Raw genomic sequence first — 17,615 nt, 5'->3', positions numbered from 1 at the left:
CTAGGCGGCGATCTCCTCCAGATCCGCGCGCGTCACCGGCTCCGGCGACGCGATAAGTTTGCGTGCCCGCATATGGGCCCGCGCGTTATCGATGGTCTCGATAGCGGCGAGCCCGCGTTCGTCGAACCGGCCCACGATCCCCGCGGCGATCTCCTCCTCCGCCGCGTCAGGTGTCGCGTAGCCCGCGATCTGCAGCTTGCACGCGCCCTGATCCGACCAGAACCACGGCAGCGCGCCGTAGGGACCGGTGTCGCCCTTCGCGAGGCGTTTCGCGATCAGACGCGCGTGATCCGTGGCAGCCTGCACGCTCTCGAGCCGGATATGCCCGCGGCCCCGCGGATCGGGGAAGCTCGCGCAGTCGCCGAGCGCCGAAATCGCGGGATCCGAGGTCTGCAGCCGGGCATCGGTTTTCACGCCATTGTCGATGGCGAGCCCCGCCGCCTCGGCCAGTTCCACGTTCGGGCGAACGCCCGCCGCGACCAGCACGAAATCCGCGGTGACCCCCGTGCCATCGGCCAGCGTCACGCCCGCGGGCTCCACCGCCACGGCAGGCTGGCCCAGATGAAGCGCAGTGCCCCAGCCGCGATGCAGGTCGGCGAAATGGTCCGACATCCGCTGCGAGACCACGCGGGCCATCAGGCGCGGAGCGGCCTCGATGACCGCGACCTCATGGCCGAGCTTGCGTGCGACGGCCGCGAATTCCAGCCCGATGAAGCCGCCGCCGATCACCGCGATCCGGGTTGGTTGGTCCAGCTTCTCGCGCAGGCGCTGCGCGTCGGTCAGCGTGCGCAGATCGCAGGCATGGGCGATCCCCTCGATCGGCGGGCGCAGATTGCGGGTGCCGGTGGCGAGGATCAGATGGTCATAGGGCAGGGATTTCTCGGCCCCGTCGCGCAGGACAGTGAGGCGCTGCGCCGCGCGGTCGATGGCCTCCACCCGCGTTCCGGGGAGGTAGTCGATGCGCTTGGCCTCGAAGAAGCTTTCGGGGCGCAGGTAGAGCGCCTCTGCCTTGCCGTCCTGCAGATAGACCTTCGAGAGCGGGGGGCGCTGATAGGGCAAGCCCGGCTCGTCGCCGATCAGCGTGATCGCGCCCTCGAAGCCGTTCTGCCGCAGGCTGATCGCAGCTTGCAAGCCGCCTTGGCCCGCGCCGATTATGGTGACGGTCCCGGAGGTCAAAACTGTTCCTCGGGCAGATGGACCACGAGCCCGTCGAGCTCGGGCGTCAGCTTGATCTGGCACGACAGACGCGAGCGCTCGGTCACTTCGGATGCCGCGCCTTCGAGCATGTCGTCCTCCCCCGCGCTGCGCGGTCCGACCTTCTCCGCCCATGCGTCGTCGACATAGCAATGGCAGGTCGCGCACATCATCGAGCCGCCGCATTCGCCGACGATCCCGTCGACATCGTTCGAGACCGCCGCATGCATCACGCTATCGCCCTCATCGGCGTCGATATTGGTTCGCGTGCCGTCCTGTGCGACGTAAGTCACTTTAATCATCGAAATTCCTCCTCTCTCCGGTCCGCGCAACCGCGGATCAGTTCAGCTCCACCGGCAGGTTGATCGGGCCGCGGAACCCGAAGCCGCGCCAGATCACCGCGTCGGGATCGGGCAGGCGCATGTCGGGGAAGCGGTCGAACAGCAGCGGCAGGATGATCTTGCCCACCGTGCGCCGCGCGATATGGGCGCCTGCGCAGTGATGGGGGCCGTTGCCGAAAGCCTGATGGGGGTTCTTGTCGCGAAAGACGAAATACTCTTCGCCATTCTCGTAGATGCTCTCGTCGCGATTGGCCGAAGCCTGGATCGTCATCACCGTGTCGCCCTTCGGGATCTCGAAGCCGCCAAGCTCGGTATCCTTCGTCACGAGCCGTGAGCTGGCCTGAATCGGGGCGACCCAGCGCACGCCTTCCTCGAAGGCCTTACTCCACGCGCCCTCGGCGCGAACCTGCTCCAGCTGGTCGGGATTGGTCAGCAACCCGTAAATGATGGTGGCCAGCGCGTCGCGCGGCTCGTTGATGCCGCCGCCGATCGCGATCTTGATATTGGCCCAGATCTGACTCATCGGGATCGGGTTTTCGGCGTTGAGCATCACCGAATAGGCCGAGCCGTCCGGCTCCGCGATCCGCTTTTCGCGCAGCTCGGTGAACAGCGCGTCCATCTCGTCATTGGCTTTGTCCGAGATCGCGAAAGGCTCGGGCTGCCAGCCGAAATTCCCCGCTCCGTCTATCAGGTGCTGCGACCAGCGCTGCATCTGCGCGTCGCTCGCCTCCGGGATGCCCAGCACATGGGCGAGGATGCGCGCGGCTAGCGGTCCGCATAGCTCGGAGAACAGATCGACCGTCTCGCCGCGCGGCAACCGACCGACATATTCCTCGGCGAATTTCTCGTAGAGCGGCCCCCAATCGGTCTGGATCCGCTTCGGCGTGAGCGCCGGGGCCATAGCCATGCGTTCGCGCAGATGCTCCTCGCCGTCCTTGCGCATCAGGGTATGGGCGCGGAATGCGGGCTTCATCGGGGTGTTGGGATCGTCGCTGCTGAACAGCTCCGGATTGTCCTTCACCTTCTTGGTCAGCTCCGCCGTCGTCAGGAACGTGCGACCCGCCGAGGCGACCCGCAGAACCGGGCTCTCGGCGCGCAATCGGCGATAGATCGGATAGGGATCCGTCGTCAGTTGCGCGAGCGTAATCTCCTCGTCCAGCGGTGCGAGCGCCATGATGTCCTCCCGAAATCTCCTCCGGGGACATGCGTAAGGCGCGGTCTTTCTTGTAACAATAAGATGAATCTTGTATATACCATCAAATAATTTGATGGAACATCATGCCGCAATCGACCGCATCTCCCGGCAGGCTCGACATCGCCGCGCTCGAGGCGCTGCGGCTGGTCCATGAACTGGGCTCCTTCACGGCGGCGGCCGAAAAGCTCGACGTGAACCAGTCGGCGGTGAGCTACACGATCGCCAAGCTGCGCGCCTATTTTCAGGATCCGCTTTTCGTGCGCGAAGGCGGGCGGCAGGTCTCGACGGAGCGCTGCGAACATATCCTCCAGCAAGTGATCGAGATCCTCGAGAAGCTCGACGACGTTGCGCAGCCTGAAGAGTTCGATCCCGCGCAGTCTCGCGCCAAGGTCACCATCGCCTGCAACTATTACGAGCGCATCCTGATGATCCCGAAGATCGTCTCCGAGCTGCGCAAACAGGCCCCGCATCTCGAGGTCGAGGTGGTGAATGCGTTGGGCGACGGCCATTTGCGCCTTCTGCGCCGGGAGGCCGACGTTCTCGTCGGCCCTTTCGCGCGCAGCGAATCCGGCTTTCATTCGCGCCGCCTTTATACCGAAGAGTATGCCTGTTTCATGGACCCGCGGCATCCGATGGCGGGGCGGCCGCTCGATGTCGACAGCTATCTGGCGCTCAACCATGTCTACATCAATTACGGCGGCGGCTGGAAATCGGCCTATGTCAGCGAGATCGAAGCTGCGGGCCATTCTCTGCGACCCACGATCACGGTGCCGAGCCCGGCAGGGCTCGCCTCGCTTCTCGGACAGTCCGACCTCGTGGCGACGATGCCAAGTCGATTGGGGCGCACGATGGAGGGGCTGGTTCTCAACGAAAGCCCGTTCCGCGGCCCGTTCGACCTGTCGGTCGTCTGGACCGCCCGTAAGAACGACTCCGCGATGCATCGCTGGCTGCGCGAGGTGATCGTGGAGACCTGCCGCGGCTAGGCCCGAAGGGCGCGCGCCCGGATCGGTCGGCGCAACCTCAATTTCCACGATGGAGTTACCGACATGAACGACACCGCAGAACCCGCTCTCTGGTCCTTGGGGGCCACGCAAATCGCGGCGCTCGTGCGGTCTCGTCAGGTCAGTGCCCGCGAGGTGGCGCAGGCGGGGCTTTCGCGGCTCGAGGCGGTGAACCCTGCGATCAACGCGGTTGTCGAGTGCCGGCCCGAGGAGACGCTGGCCGCGGCGGAGGCGGTCGATGCCCGCATCGCGCGCGGCGAGGATCCGGGGCCGCTGGCCGGGGTGCCGGTGACGATCAAGGTGATCGTGGACCAGCGCGGCTATGCGACGACGAACGGGCTGGCCTCGCAGAAGGACCTGATCGCGAAGACCGACAACCCGGTGGTCGCGAACCTGCTGGGCGCCGGGGCAGTCAGCCTCGGGCGCTCCAATACGCCCGCCTTCAGCTACCGCTGGTTCACCAATAACCTGCTGCATGGCCACACCTACAACCCGCGGCGCAAGGATTTGACGCCGGGCGGGTCGTCGGGCGGTGCTGGCGCTGCGGTGGCGGCCGGGATCGGGGCGATTGCGCATGGCACGGATATCGCGGGCTCGGTTCGCTACCCGGCGTATGCCTGCGGCGTGCATGGGCTGCGTCCCAGCTTCGGGCGTATCGCGGCGCATAACTCCACCGGGGCGGAGCGCGATATCGGCGGGCAGCTGATGGCGACTTCCGGGCCGCTCGCGCGCTCTGTCGGGGATCTGCGGCTCGCTTTCACCGCTATGGCCAAGCCCGATCCGCGCGACATCTGGTCGGTGCCCGCGCCGCTGCACGGACCTGCGGTGGACCGACACGCGGCGCTGTGTCTTCGGCCCGACGGCGCGCAGACCGATCCCGCGCTGCAACAGAGCCTTCTGCAATCCGCCGAGAAGCTTCGCGCCGCTGGTTGGATCGTCGAAGAACTCGACGCGCTGCCGCCGATCGCCGAGGCCGCGCGGGTGCAGATCACACTCTGGCTGGGCCATGACTATCCCGGCAAGCTCGCCGCGGCGCAGGCCGAGGGCGACCCGGGCGCGCTGCGGGTGCTGGAGGGGCAGGCGGAGTTCATTCGCTCCCTCGCCCCCGATGCGATTCCGCGCGCGCTGATCCGCCGGGCCGAGATCGCGCGGGAATGGGCGCTCTTCGTCGAGCGCTACCCGCTGGTGCTGCTGCCGCCGAGTTCTGAACTGCCCTTCGCCGACAATCTCGATCTCGGTAGCGACGCGGATTTTCGCCGCGTCTGGGAAGCGCAGAACGCGATGGTGGGCCTGCCGATCACCGGGTTGCCGGCGCTGTCGCTGGCAACCGGGGGCACGCCAGAGGGCGCGCCGCTGGGTATCCAGATGGTGGCGGGGCGGTTCCGTGAAGACGTGCTGTTAGAGGCCGCGACAGAGATCGAGGCGCGCTCCGCCCCGGTCGAGATCGCAATGCGGTAAGTGGGGCGAGTAGTGCCCCATGAGAGGATCGCTGCCTTGCATCCGCGCCTGATCGGGGTCGTTCGGTCCTCGATCTTCATGACCCCGGCGCCGAGCACACCAAGCTGATAGGTCGCGATCTCGGTGCCTCCGACGAAGCGCGCCTCGTCGGAGGAGAGGAAGAGCGCGGCATTCGCGGCTATATCGGTAAGGGTATCGACCAAGACCTATCATCGGGCGGGTCTGCGCGGAAACGCGGGTGCCGCCAGTCGGTGCCCGAGATCGTCCGGTCCGGGTAAAGCTCGACCAGCTTCGCGGCGAAGGGCGCCGCATCCGCGTAAGGCGGATCGAGTTCGGAACTGCGCTCGGAGCCGGAGACCTTCAGCCAGATATGCGCGTTCTCGCCCAGCCGGATCGCCTCGTGGAATGGACCCTGCCAATTCCCGGCATCGCGGCGAGCGAGCCTACGCCTCCGGACAACAATTCGACTTGCTTACATCTTCCATGAATGGAGAACTGGCCGGCGACATATCAACAGGCGCGTCGAGGAAGAACTCCCAGGTGCCGATCTTCGCAGCCTCCGTGCCGCAAAATATGCCACTGTGAACCACCGGAAGCGTTCGCAGGCCAAATGAAAGAGGATGAGTTCACATGAGCGCTCCGGTCCCGGTCTTCGACGGCCATAACGATTTCCTTCTCCGCCTGCTGCGCGCCCCGGAGGCCCGCGAGACGACTTGGCTAAGCGATACCGGAGAGGGCCATCTCGACCTGCCGCGGATGCGTGCGGGTGGTTTCGCGGGCGGGTTCTTCGCGGTCTACATTCCGTCGCCAGTCGCCCATGACGATCCCGATTTGGACGCCATCATGCGAAATCCCCCCTTTTCGCTGCCTTTGCCGGCGGAGATTCCGCTCGAGGACGCACTGCCCGTTGCTATGAAGATGGTCGGCCACCTCATGTGGATGGAGCGGGAGGGGAGTCTGAAAATCTGCCGTTCTGTCGCCGATATCCGCAACGCGATGGCCGCAAAGAAGATCGCCGCGATCCTGCATTTCGAAGGCGCGGAGGCGATCGGGCCCGATCTCGATCTGCTGCATGTCTGGCACGCGATGGGGCTGCGCTCGCTTGGGCCGGTCTGGTCGCGTCCGACGGCTTTCGGCAACGGTGTGCCCTTTGCGTTTCCGTCCTCGCCCGATACCGGGGACGGGCTGACCGAGGCGGGCAAACGGCTGGTGACGGAATGCAACCGGCTGAAGATCATGATCGACCTGAGCCATCTGAACGAGAAAGGCTTTGACGATGTCGCAGCGCTTTCCGATGCGCCCCTGGTCGCGACCCATTCCAATGCGCATGCGATCTGTCCCTCGTCGCGCAACCTCACGGACCGACAGCTCGCCATGATCTGTGAGAGCGACGGAATTGTCGGCCTCAACTACGCGCTGGGGTTTCTGCGCGAGGACGGCAAGGGTGAGCCTTTCGCGGGGTTCGACCCGATGCTGCGCCATCTCGATCACCTGATCGAGACCTTGGGCGAGAGCCGCGTCGGGCTCGGTTCGGATTTCGACGGAGCGGCGATTCCGCCCGATCTGGGCGATGCGGAAGGGCTGCCGCGCTTGATCGAAGCGATGCGCGCGCATGGCTATGACGCGCCGCTGATCGAGAAGCTCGCCCATGGCAACTGGCTGGCGCTGCTCGAGAGAACCTGGGGCGGCTGAGAGCTGACTTTATCCACGCGTGGAAATGTCTGAAAACATCGAATCTCGCAGATGCCCAAAAGCGTCATCATCATGGTGAACGGCAGACGAGAACCAACATTGGAAAACAATACGGGGAAAGCCCGCTATCGGGCGGAAAGCGGGCTTTCGCTTCGCCACAGGTGAACGACTTCTCTGCAGAAAGCAGTGTTTCCCGCTAAAGGATGCTTTTCGCGAAACGATCGAATTTGCTGTTTTCTCGATAAAGCGCCCGGACGACGATTGCCGCTACGATCCCGGTGGCGGCGCCTCCCAGAACGTCGGTGACGTAGTGGGTGCCGACGTAAATGCGCGACAGGCAGATGAGGAAAGCCATCGCGAAGAATGCCAGCGCCCGCCGCGGAAGCTTCTGAAGCGCAAATGCCATGGCGACTGACATCGAGGCAGTGGCGTGGTCGGACGGAAACGACCAGTCGGCGCTCTTGGCGATAAGAAGGTTGGAGACTCCGGCGTCATATGGGCGCACGCGGTGGATGAAGAGCAGGATGCCCTGATTGATCGCAAGCCCCAGAAGGAACGCAAGTCCGGCGCAGATTGCGACATGACGCAGATGCTGCCGGTTTTCCCGGCTCCACCATTGCAGGACGACGACGAGCACGATGAAGGGCACGCCCGTTTGAGTGATTGCGATCATTGCTTGATCTACAAAGGCGTTGTGGCCCGCGAAGGAATTGATCCAGTGAGTAATCGCTGCGTCCATTGCGTGCCTTTCATCGAAAAGGTCAGGTCGCGGGTCCGCAAGTCCGTGACACCGCGTTCATCAAGCATTCAGGCTTAGCGCCACGCTCTGAGGATTGCACGCGCTGACCGAGATGGCTGGCGAACTTGTGTTCTACTTCGTCTCGGGGCCGGCCCTCCTCAATTGGGTCGAAATGCTGGCCCGAGAAGAGATCAAGGAAGCGCCGTGGGTGGCGACGCACCTCCTCGGGCTGATCTTGCTGACGGTGTTCAACCTCATCACGATCGTCCTCCTCTGGCACGAAGGGCGGCGGCTGAGGATGTATTGTTGTGGACCAAGCCTCCGAGGTGGGCGGGACCGCAGCACCAACCGGCCGTCAGTTGCGGCTGAATGAAGCTCCGGCATCAGGCACGTCTCCGTCGGGCTGCGCAGGGGGCTCGGAGGGCGAGCCCCGGACGCCAAACGGGGCCGTTTCATTGCCAAACGCGATTTTTTGATCCAGCATGGAAACCTTAATGTCTTGAAACAATTTATATCAGGCGACGTCGGCCTTGGCCGGCCCACCTGAATTGGCGTTGGATCTGCGGGTTAGGGGGTAAAGTGGTTGATCAAGACGGCAGAGTGTCCACGGGGGTTGCCGGCCTCGACGAAGTTCTGAGGGGAGGCTACCCCGCTGGGCGGATCATGCTCGTCGAGGGGGCTCCCGGCACCGGCAAGACCACCCTCGCGCTACATTTCCTTGCCGAAGGGGTTGCCGACGGGAAGCGCGCGCTCTTTATCAGCGTGGCGCAATCCCGGCCTGAAATCGAGATGATCGCGAAGTCCCACGGGTTCGATCTGTCCGGCGTCAAGGTCTACACGCCCGAACTCGGCGGAGGCGAGCGGAGCATCTCGGTCGAGAGCGACGAGGCCGATCTTGTCGAATTGATGGAGGGGGTGCGCGGCGAACTTGAAAACTCCGACCCCGAAATTGTCGTGTTCGACTCCCTGCTGGAGTTGCGAATGCTTTCCTCGACCGATTCAGCTTACCGGCGCGAGCTTCTCACACTCCGCAGCGACTTGCGCGAGCGCGGTTGCACGGCGTTGCTGATTGACCATCTCGATCATCCGGATGGGGAACGTCACGCCGAGGGCGTGGTCCACGGCGTCATCAAACTCGACAGCACGACGCCGCCCATCGGGATCACGCAGCGGCGGCTGACAATCGTCAAGCTGCGCGGCGCCCCGTTCCGGGAGGGATGGCATGATTTCCGCATTAACACTGGCGGGCTCGAGGTTTTCCCGCGTGTCATCCCGCATGAGGCGCAACCCGCCACCCTTGAGGACCGGCTTGAGCCGCCGCACGAACCGCTCGCTCAGCTTCTGGGCGGCGGGCTGGAATTCGGCACTACCACGCTGATCTCGGGCCAGTCCGGCACCGGCAAGTCGACCATCGCCACCCTGTTGGCGCGCGCGGCATCCGAGCGTGGACTGCTTGCGGCCATGTTCCTTTTCGAGGAGCGCCCCGAAGTGCTGCGCAACCGCTCCGCAGGCGTCGGGCTTGAGGTGGAGGGTTACGAGGACACCGACCACCTCAGGTTACGCCACTTCGATCCGGCCGAGGTCTCACCGGGCGAGTTCGCGAATGCGGTGCTGAGCGCTGTGGATGACGGCGCCCGCGTCGTGGTCATCGATAGTCTCAGCGGTTACCTCGAGGCACTGCCGGAGCGCAGCCATGTGATGACGCATATGCAGGCGCTGCTGCAGCATCTTACCCGCCGTGAAGTTCTGGTCATCATCACCATGACCCAGCACGGCCTCTTGGGTGAGCCGCCAAGGACGACCATCGATGCCAGTTTTCTCGCCGATTCCATTATCCTTCTGCGCCAATACGAGGCGCACTCGGAAATCCGACGGTCCATCGCCGTGCTCAAGAAACGTCACAGCGAACACCGTCGCAATATCGAACAGCTGATTATCCGGTCCGGCGCTGTGGAAATCATTCCCCTTTCCGAGGAAGCCGAGCAGCGTGCCAGAGATGCATCCGATCTCAGCGCAGAGTGAAGCGATGTCCGAGCCCTGTTCCGAGATGCCGCCGGTCCTGCTCCTCGCGCCGCTCAAGGACGACGCCCGAGCCCTGGCGCGGGTTGTCGAGCGGTGCGGCTTTACCGCCCGGACCTGCATCACCGCGCGCGCCTTCGCCGCCGCCTTAAATGCGCAGGGCCCTGATGGCGTTCTTTTTGTCGTCATCAGCCAGGAGGGCGCGGGCCGTGAGACCGGTGAGGCTCTGAACGCCACTTTCGCGGCCGAACCCGCGTGGGCGCGGCTGCCGTCGGTGTTTCTTCTCAGTCAGATCAGCCGCCCTCCGCCCGCGATTCAGATCATCAACCGCAAGGAAAACGCGCCTCCGCCGATACTGCTCGAGCGCCCGGTCAAGGCCGCCGTGTTGCAAAGCGTATTCGAAGCTCAGGCCGAAGCGCGTCAGCGGCAGTTCGAGACCCGCGACCTGATCGATCGGCTTTATCAGGAAGAGGAACGGGGCCGCTTTCTGCTCAGCGAGCTACGCCACCGAACGCGCAACAGCCTGTCGGTTCTGCAGTCGCTATTCTCGATGACGGTGCGCCGCGCCGCCGATCTCGAAAGCTTTTCGAAGACCTTTTCGGGTCGGCTCCGCGCGCTCACCGATGCGCATGTCAAACTCGCGCAGGAAGGGACCACGGCCCGTCCGCTCGATGCCTTGGTGAGAGATCACGTGACGCCCTACACCAGCGCTGCCGGACAACTCGTGACCGAGGGGCCTCCGGTGCTCGTGGCTGAAAAGCCCTCCTTCGACCTTGCGCTGGTGATCCATGAACTGGCCACCAATGCGGCTAAATACGGTGCGCTCTCGATCCCCGACGGTCGGGTCGCGGTGCGCTGGCGCGTGGTTCCGGACAGCGGAGCGCTCGCGTTCTCCTGGGAGGAGCGCGATGGTCCGCCGGTCGAGCCGCCCTCGCGTCAGGGGCTCGGCACCCAGGTCATCGAAAATTTCCTGCGCGGTGAGGCAGAGACCGAACTGCGTCACGATCCCGACGGGGTCACTTGGTATGCCAAACTCAGCCCCCGCCACTTCACGCTTTTGAGCGAAACCGTTCGGGTTGACGACTAGGGGCGAGCGCCCGTTGTCCTGTCGATGGCCTTGCCTACCTTCGAACCTCATTCCGACCGCATCCGGCGATCGCACGGTCGAGACGCCAAGATCGGGAGGGTGACTAGGTAGGGCGTGTTGGAATGGGAGGCCCACCATACAAATCTCTGAAGCCGTCGAAATCTGACCTACCGGGCCGCTACGAAGGTCTGGTCGGCGCTTGCGTGGGTTCGGAGGCCACTCGCGTCCCCCCCTGTGCGGCGGGGCTCACTCGATAGCGGCCGCTCCATTCCCAGTATCGCGCGCGTTTTCGAATGCGCAGAAGATTTTTTGGAGATAGGCGATCGTATCCCCGGTGGCATCCGCGAGGTCCGGGGCGGCATCCGCTGAAATCGATAGTTTCCCGTCGTCGCTCCGATGCACCCACCCCTTTCTCTGCAAGACGAGAACTTTTCGGCGCACGGTTTCTCTTGGGATGCCGCTGTAATCCGCGATAGACTGGATGTTGATTGCATATTGAGATCGCCGATCCTCAGCGCGCGTCGCGAGATCTTCCAAAGACACGAGTTGCGGATTCCAGTTCTCGGGCCGGGTCCGCTCTCCGATGACCGCCAGCACGAGGAGCAGATCGAGATCGCCATCGAAACGTGCGCGAAACTGCGTCAGAAGACGTGTGAAGGCTGAGACATGCACCGGCCAGATTTCCCCGAAATTCTCCCGAATGAAATCGCGTTCCTTGCGTGATCCGGTCTGCATCTGCGCATCCTCATCGCTGCCTCGCCCATTTTGGGCACTGTTCCTCTTGAAGGATAACGCGATCACGGTAGCGTGAGTACTGAGCGGTGTGATCTTTGTTCCGCGGGTATGAGTTGGTGCGCGATGAAGGCTGATATCCAGGTCTCTTCTGCTCGTGCTCGACGCGGAGTTGCGTCGGCCCTGACGGCGACATCTATCGCCTTGGCGTCCATCACAGCAGCCAGCGCACAGGATCGAGATCCGACGATACTCTACGAGGGTAACGGCACGACGGTGCGCACACATCTGCAAGCAGGTGTGAACGCGGTCAGCGAGCAGAATCTTTTCTGGGATTTCGCCGACAGCTTCGCGCCGGGTGCAGGTTTCAATGCGGACAAGAATTGGCTCGAGTTCTACATCAAGCCCGGTGTGAGCTTTGAAAAGACGCTCGACTCAGGACAAGTCTTCTACGGAAAGCTCTCGGCGGTCGCGTCTTACACTCTCGGCACCGACGCCTATGACTATGGAGATACCGGGCGCACGACGATCGAGGAAGCCTATCTCGGCCTGCGTATGCAGCAAACCGAGGGTATGGGCTTCGATTTTTCGCTTGGCCCGCGTGAATTGAAGCTCGGCACCGGCATGCTCATCGCCAACGGTGGCTCGAGCGGTTTCGAGCGTGGTGCACTGAAGTTCGGGCCGCGCAAGGCCTGGGAAATGGCCGCGATCGGAAAGATCACGCAAGGCGCGTTCGCGGCAACCGCGTTCTATATCGACCCGAACGAGCGCCCCGCGAGTGACGGGCATAACAGGCTCGCCGGTCTGGATATGCGCTTTGACGATCCGCGCGGGGGGTATCTCGGGCTTACCTATGTCAATGTGGTCAATTCCGACTCCGCCTATATCCAGGCGGCCCCCGGAGGTCTTGGCGCGCCGGTGATCCTGCCCGGTGCTCGCGACGGAACGAATGCGTTCAACCTGTATGCACGCACCAATCCGTTTTCCGGCGCATTCGAGAACTGGGTCGCCTCGGCGGATTTTGCCTATGAGTGGAATGACCGGATTGATCTGGCCGCCTGGGCCGGGCGCGTCCAGCTTGGCTATACCTTCGCGGATTTGCCTTGGTCGCCGACGCTGACCTATTCCTACCAGAGTTTCTCCGGGGACGATCCGAACACGGCCCGGCTCGAACGCTTCGATCCGCTTTATTACGAGGGCTCTCCAAGCGCCTGGGCGACCGGTTCGAAATCCTCGATGGTGTTCATCAATTCCAACGTTCAGGCGCATGGGCTCTCGCTGAAGCTTCAGCCGACCCGTCAGGACAGCGTGACGCTCCGCTATGCACATATCCGGGCGAACGAGCTGAACAGCCCGATCCAGTTCGGACAGGCGACCCGGCTCGATACGACAGGTGCGACGGCGAATGTGCTCTCGGGCGTCACGAACGCGCATCTCTCCGATGACGTCTTTCTTGAATACAGCCGCATCATCAACCGAAACACCTTCCTGACCGCAGGGGTCAGCGTCTCGATCCCGGGCAAGGGGATCAAGAACGCCGTGCCGGGCAAGGTGCCCAATTGGACCGGAGGCTTCCTCAATGTCGTCGTCAATTTCTAAACGGATCGTGCAGACTGCCACCCTGGTCACGACGCTTTGTCTGGCATCTGCGGTCTTCGCCCAATCCACGCCGCTTTCCGCGCAGGATTCCGACCCGCGGGTCATGGGCTGGATGCAGGGCTTTCCGCCGGCCGCCGACAAGCTGATTACCCAGCCCGATTCCAATTTCTTCAGCTTCCCGAAGCTGCGCTGGTCGGTCTGCCACCTGCGGGAATTTCTTCCGACCGAGGAGATCAGCCGCGGCCTCGGGGCGCCGATCCCACTGCGCTATCCCTCGCCGCCCCGTTTCGCCGATCTGCGCCAGGAGATCGACGCACTGAGCTTCACGCCCCTGAATTCGGACACGGCGATGACATGGGAGCAATCGCTCTATGCCAATTACACCGACGGGATTTTGATCCTTCATGAAGGGGAGGTCGTCTACGAACGGTATTTCGGCTGCCTCGACGAGACCGGGAAACACGCGGCGATGTCGATGACGAAATCCGTCACTGGGCTTCTGGGCGAAATTCTGGTGGCCGAGGGCAAGCTCGACGATACGCTGCTGGTGCGCGACATCATCCCCGAGATCGGTGACAGCGCCTTTGCCACCGCCACCGTCCGGCAGGTGATGGATATGACGACCGGGGTGAAATACTCCGAGGATTACTCGGATCCGAATGCCGATATCTGGCAATACTCCGCCGCGGCGAGCCCACTGCCCAAACCCGAGGGCTACACCGGCCCCAACGGCTACTGGGAATATCTCCAGCAGGTGAAGCCCGACGGCGAACATGGCGCGGCGTTCCACTACAAGACGATCAATTCCGACATGTTGGGCTGGATCATTAGCCGGGTTACGAACACCTCGGTGACGGAGCTTGCCTCGGAACGACTCTGGCAGCCCATGGGGGCGGAACAGGACGCCTATCAGACGGTCGACGCCAAGGGCGTGCCTTTCGCGGGGGGCGGCATTTCGGCAAGCTTGCGCGACTTAGGCCGGCTCGGGCAGGTCATGCTCGACGCGGGCGAGTTCAACGGCAAACGGCTCTTCCCCGCTTCGGTGGTGGAGCATATTCGCATGGGCGGAGACCCCGCGAAGTTCAGCGGCTTCCCGACGATCCCGAACGGCAGCTACACGAGCCAGTGGTGGGTCTTTCACAACGATCACGGCGCGTTTGCGGCGCGAGGGGTTCATGGCCAGACGATCTATGTCGATCCGACGGCCAAGATGGTCCTGGTGCGGTTTGCCTCCTATCCGCAGGCCCAGAATGGCTTCATCGATCCGACGTCGCTTCCCGCCTATCAGGCCGTCGCGGAGTATCTGATGACACGGTGAGGGAGTGCGTCGCGCTGACGACACAGGACTGTGCGCTCTCTTCGCGCTGCGGACCTTCGTGGCTCGCTCAACGAATGACGGCTATCCGCCCAATAAGCGGCATGTCAGCCGATTTAGCCACCAGCTCGATCAGCGGTCTGCTAGTGCGCGTGATACCGCGCTGCTGGTCGAAAGTGCGCCGGTGGTGGGTCGTGCGCTCTCGGATCCCGAACAAGGATAGGCGGAACTGCACAATCCGTTGTGGCCGCGGAAGGCTACGCCCTTCCAGAGCGCTGCCAATGCACCACCGAGATTTATCGCGAGACGCCCTAACCACTGACCGAAATCCGCAAGATCAGCGGGTCGCCTGCTGACACGCGTTCGACCGATGCGCTTGACAGTCGCGCCAGGGCACCGCTTAGCATCGCGTCATGTTCGGTTTTCGCGACATCGAGATCATCCGCTCCGTGGTGCGCTACGGCGGCTTCCGCGCGGCGTCCGATGCTACGGGACTCGCTCAATCGGCGATTTCGCGGCGGATCCGGCATCTCGAGGACCGAATGGGGATCACCATCTTCGAGCGCGACGGACGCGGCGTGCGGCTCAGCGCGACGGGGCGGCGGCTTGTCGACGAGGCGGAGGTTCTGATTGCGCAGCGCGATCGGATCCTGAGTGAGCTGACCCATGGCGTGATGGCGGGGGTCGTGCGGCTCGGCGTGGCGGAGACGATGACCCACCTCTCGCATCTCATCGTCGCTGGCTGGACCGGGCGCGACGCCGATGCCATCGCCCACCACATCGAGGAACTGGCGGCGCTTTGGGTCCCCGCGCCTTCGGCCACACCGCTTTACTATCGCGTGGCGGCGCAGCTTCTGACGCAAGCCCCGGTGCTTGAGGCGGTAGGGAACGAGACTTCGGGCGAGGTCGAACCGCTGATCGTCGCTGTCGAGGGCCGCACCTATCTCGGGCTGGCCTCGGACCATACTGACCGCGCGCTTGAAGCGCATTCGGTAGCGCTGTCGAAACAGGTCTGCGCCAAGCCCTGCGCGTCCGAGCTGTGGTCGTGGGAGAGTGTCTCCGACCACCTCGAAGAGATCGTGCTGCGCAGCTGGATCGAAGAGGGGGGCGAGTGGGTGCCGTATCAGGAAGGCACGCTCGCCGCGATCCGCCCTCTGACCGATCTGATTGCGGGTGCCGATCTTGCCGATCTGGCCGATGACGGCCCTGTCGCGATGCTCTGCGGCACGTTCGGCGCGAAGGGAGGGGTGCGTCCGGCGGCCCGTTTTCGTATGCAGATGGAAGATCCGCGCAGCGGGCGCGTGATCACCCATGAATACGAGACGCGCAATCTGCCGGAGGTCGCATGACATCACCATTTCTAATCAAGGTCGAAACTGCCATCTCCAAGGTCGAGGCTTTGCCAGAGTCGGAGCGACGCGCGATCTTCACCGAGTTCGCCCCGGCGCGCATCCGTGCCGAGGCGGAGGCACTAGAGGCGCGCCACGAGGCGGGCGAGGAGATGCCGCTTTTTGGCACGCTGGTTTCGGTGAAAGATCTCTATGACGAGGCCGGGCAGGTCACGAGCGCAGGCTCGCGTCTGATGCAGGACCGCGCGCCGGCAGAGGCGGATGCGGTCTCGGTCGCGCGGCTCAAGGCGGCGGGGGCGCTGATGTTCGGGCGGTCTTCGATGTCCGAATTCGCCTATTCCGGGGTGGGTCTCAACCCGCATCACGGCACCCCCTCGGGCGCGCTGGTGGCGGGCGGGATGCCCGGAGGCTCAAGCTCGGGCGCGGCGGTCTGCGTGGGCCTCGGGATCACCGATGCCGCGATCGGCACGGATACCGGCGGCTCGCTGCGCATCCCGGCGGCGGCGAACGGCATCTGGGGCTATAAGCCCAGCCAAGGGCTCATCGACGATACCGGGGTGCATCCGCTCGCCCCGACCTATGACGTGGCGGGGCCGATGGCGCGCGATCTTGGCTTGCTGCGGCAGATGGTGGATGTGATGGCGGGCGCGCCGCTTTCCGCGGCAGAAGACGGCCCGCTGCGCTTCGTGGTGCCCGAAGGCGCCTTCACCAATGGTCTGTCCGACGAGGTCGCGGCGCTGTTCGAGGCGGAGAAAGCCCGGATCGCAGGTCTCGGCCATGAGATCGTGCCGGTCGACATGACGGAAATCGCAAAGGCGGTCGTGCTCAACAAGATTATCGTCGCCGTCGAAGCGCTCGAGATTTACCGCGACGATTTGGAAAAGCTCGAAGTGGTGGGTGATCCGCGCGTGCTGTCGCGCATCCGTTTCGCGCTCACGCTTACGCCTGAGGAAATCGAGAAAGCCTATGCCGCGCGCGCTGATATCGTCACGCTTTTCGAACGGCTGATGGAGCCTTTCGATGCGCTGCTGAGCCCGACGCTGATGCGCCTGCCGCCCAGCATTGCCGAGGTCGAAGCCGAATTCGATCGCCTCAATGTCGAGATGCTGCGTAACACCTCGTTGATCAACCTCGTGGATGGCTGCGCGATAGCGATGCCGACGCCAGGCTTGGATCCAGCCTATTCGATGACGATGCTGGCTGCGCCGAAAGGGGCGGATGCGCGTGTGCTTGCCATCGCGGAGCAAGTGGCGGGATGAGTGATGCGCTCCACGCGTCGTTTCGCGGACCGGCTGGAGGCTGACCTGCCCTCGGGGGGCGCGGAAATCGCTGCGGCGCGGGTCTCCGTGCTGCTGCGCTTCGATCCGCTGGGTGTAGACCGCGAGCAGCTAGGGGTCGTTGAAGCGGCTCGCCGATGAGATCGCGCAGGGTCCGCTGGAGATGCCGGACCCCGCCCGGCGTTGGACGATCCCGGTCGCTTTTGAGGGCGACGACTGCCCGCAACTGAGAGATGTCGCAAGGGCGACTGGCCAGAGCGAAGCGGCGACGATCCGGGAGAACTGCGCAAACGACCTGAGGGTTCTCACCATCGGTTTTGCTCTTGGCCAGCCGTATATCGGGCTGCTTGTCCGGGGAGGGCCTCCTTGGGAACGTCTTCATTTTAATCAGTACGACGCATTTGCGGAGAGTTGCCAATTGGTTCTAGTTGATCCACGTGATGTTTCACGGCGATGTCCTGTGGCGATTTCGCTTTCAAGAGGTTCGGCCTGACCTGCCACTGAACTTTCATCCAGCCGCGACCGGAGCCCGGTTGGTGTTGATCCGCACCCCAGAGCTCTACCGCCCTTAGGCAGAGTTTCCCGGCTTTGCTCAGGGTGACGGGCTGGTGACGCCC

At 63.8% G+C, this 17,615-nt stretch carries 17 protein-coding genes; 11 read left to right on the top strand and 6 right to left on the bottom strand.

The window, feature by feature from the left end:
* Genes B6V72_RS18050 through B6V72_RS18040 form a run of 3 tightly spaced genes read right to left on the bottom strand, consistent with a single transcriptional unit; the run spans position 1 to position 2,709 of the window.
* Positions 1–1,176 carry an FAD-dependent oxidoreductase gene (locus tag B6V72_RS18050; protein WP_088736265.1) on the bottom strand — a complete coding sequence of 392 codons (1,176 nt, stop codon included), beginning with the start codon at positions 1,174–1,176 and terminating at the stop codon, positions 1–3.
* Positions 1,173–1,496 (bottom strand): 2Fe-2S iron-sulfur cluster-binding protein, encoded by a 324-nt coding sequence (locus tag B6V72_RS18045; protein ID WP_075777400.1) that lies wholly within the window; start codon positions 1,494–1,496, stop codon positions 1,173–1,175. Before B6V72_RS18045 ends, B6V72_RS18050 begins: the two co-directional genes overlap by 4 nt.
* A 37-nt stretch (positions 1,497–1,533) precedes the next feature.
* Positions 1,534–2,709, bottom strand: a complete 1,176-nt coding sequence (locus B6V72_RS18040; protein ID WP_088736264.1) for a cytochrome P450 — start codon at positions 2,707–2,709, stop codon at positions 1,534–1,536.
* 104 nt (positions 2,710–2,813) lie between these two features.
* Here B6V72_RS18040 and B6V72_RS18035 point away from each other — a divergent pair, with 104 nt between their 5' ends.
* From B6V72_RS18035 to B6V72_RS18025, 3 genes are all read left to right on the top strand, one after another.
* Positions 2,814–3,713, top strand: coding sequence for a LysR family transcriptional regulator (locus B6V72_RS18035; RefSeq protein ID WP_088736263.1), 900 nt, complete (start codon positions 2,814–2,816; stop codon positions 3,711–3,713).
* A gap of 63 nt (positions 3,714–3,776) precedes the next feature.
* Positions 3,777–5,189 (top strand): amidase family protein, encoded by a 1,413-nt coding sequence (locus B6V72_RS18030; protein ID WP_088736262.1) that lies wholly within the window; start codon positions 3,777–3,779, stop codon positions 5,187–5,189.
* A 630-nt stretch (positions 5,190–5,819) separates the two neighbouring features.
* Complete coding sequence (locus B6V72_RS18025) at positions 5,820–6,881, top strand: dipeptidase (protein ID WP_088736261.1); 1,062 nt, start codon at positions 5,820–5,822, stop codon at positions 6,879–6,881.
* Between the two features lie 196 nt (positions 6,882–7,077).
* Here the strand turns inward: B6V72_RS18025 and B6V72_RS18020 are convergent, their stop codons facing one another.
* Positions 7,078–7,620: a phosphatase PAP2 family protein gene (locus B6V72_RS18020; protein WP_088736260.1), complete on the bottom strand. Its 543-nt coding sequence runs from the start codon at positions 7,618–7,620 to the stop codon at positions 7,078–7,080.
* 112 nt (positions 7,621–7,732) lie between these two features.
* On the opposite strand from B6V72_RS18020, the gene B6V72_RS18015 reads away from it, so the two are divergent.
* The 3 genes from B6V72_RS18015 to B6V72_RS18005 all read left to right on the top strand — a co-directional run bounded on the left by B6V72_RS18015 (position 7,733) and on the right by B6V72_RS18005 (position 10,726).
* The gene (locus B6V72_RS18015) at positions 7,733–7,993 is read left to right on the top strand and encodes a hypothetical protein (protein ID WP_088736259.1); all 261 of its coding nucleotides are present in this window, start codon (positions 7,733–7,735) and stop codon (positions 7,991–7,993) included.
* A gap of 206 nt (positions 7,994–8,199) precedes the next feature.
* On the top strand, positions 8,200–9,642 hold the full coding sequence (locus B6V72_RS18010; RefSeq protein WP_088736258.1) for an ATPase domain-containing protein: 1,443 nt from the start codon (positions 8,200–8,202) through the stop codon (positions 9,640–9,642).
* Positions 9,643–9,646: 4 nt separating this feature from the next.
* Entirely contained in the window at positions 9,647–10,726 is a 1,080-nt protein-coding gene (locus B6V72_RS18005) for a sensor histidine kinase (RefSeq protein WP_168173078.1), read from the top strand.
* Positions 10,727–10,972: 246 nt separating this feature from the next.
* Here the strand turns inward: B6V72_RS18005 and B6V72_RS18000 are convergent, their stop codons facing one another.
* Positions 10,973–11,461 carry a hypothetical protein gene (locus B6V72_RS18000; protein ID WP_088720635.1) on the bottom strand — a complete coding sequence of 163 codons (489 nt, stop codon included), beginning with the start codon at positions 11,459–11,461 and terminating at the stop codon, positions 10,973–10,975.
* Positions 11,462–11,662: 201 nt separating this feature from the next.
* Here B6V72_RS18000 and B6V72_RS17995 point away from each other — a divergent pair, with 201 nt between their 5' ends.
* The 5 genes from B6V72_RS17995 to B6V72_RS19240 all read left to right on the top strand — a co-directional run bounded on the left by B6V72_RS17995 (position 11,663) and on the right by B6V72_RS19240 (position 17,139).
* The gene (locus B6V72_RS17995) at positions 11,663–13,057 is read left to right on the top strand and encodes an alginate export family protein (RefSeq protein WP_240497759.1); all 1,395 of its coding nucleotides are present in this window, start codon (positions 11,663–11,665) and stop codon (positions 13,055–13,057) included.
* Complete coding sequence (locus B6V72_RS17990) at positions 13,038–14,375, top strand: serine hydrolase (RefSeq protein WP_088736255.1); 1,338 nt, start codon at positions 13,038–13,040, stop codon at positions 14,373–14,375. Before B6V72_RS17995 ends, B6V72_RS17990 begins: the two co-directional genes overlap by 20 nt.
* A gap of 410 nt (positions 14,376–14,785) precedes the next feature.
* Positions 14,786–15,721, top strand: a complete 936-nt coding sequence (locus B6V72_RS17985) for a DUF2848 family protein (protein ID WP_088736254.1) — start codon at positions 14,786–14,788, stop codon at positions 15,719–15,721.
* Positions 15,718–16,980: an amidase family protein gene (locus B6V72_RS17980; protein ID WP_088736253.1), complete on the top strand. Its 1,263-nt coding sequence runs from the start codon at positions 15,718–15,720 to the stop codon at positions 16,978–16,980. The genes B6V72_RS17985 and B6V72_RS17980 overlap by 4 nt, the downstream gene beginning before the upstream one ends.
* A 3-nt stretch (positions 16,981–16,983) precedes the next feature.
* Positions 16,984–17,139: a hypothetical protein gene (locus tag B6V72_RS19240; protein WP_166504636.1), complete on the top strand. Its 156-nt coding sequence runs from the start codon at positions 16,984–16,986 to the stop codon at positions 17,137–17,139.
* 242 nt (positions 17,140–17,381) lie between these two features.
* On the opposite strand, the gene B6V72_RS19325 is transcribed toward B6V72_RS19240, so the two are convergent.
* A partial coding sequence (locus B6V72_RS19325; protein WP_206185817.1) for a hypothetical protein occupies positions 17,382–17,615 on the bottom strand: 234 nt, incomplete at its 5' end.

It is taken from the genome of Thioclava sp. F34-6 (assembly GCF_002213235.1).
Lineage (GTDB): Bacteria > Pseudomonadota > Alphaproteobacteria > Rhodobacterales > Rhodobacteraceae > Thioclava > Thioclava nitratireducens.
Note: the sequence above shows the minus strand (reverse complement) of the source record. Positions and strands in the feature narration are given on the sequence as shown.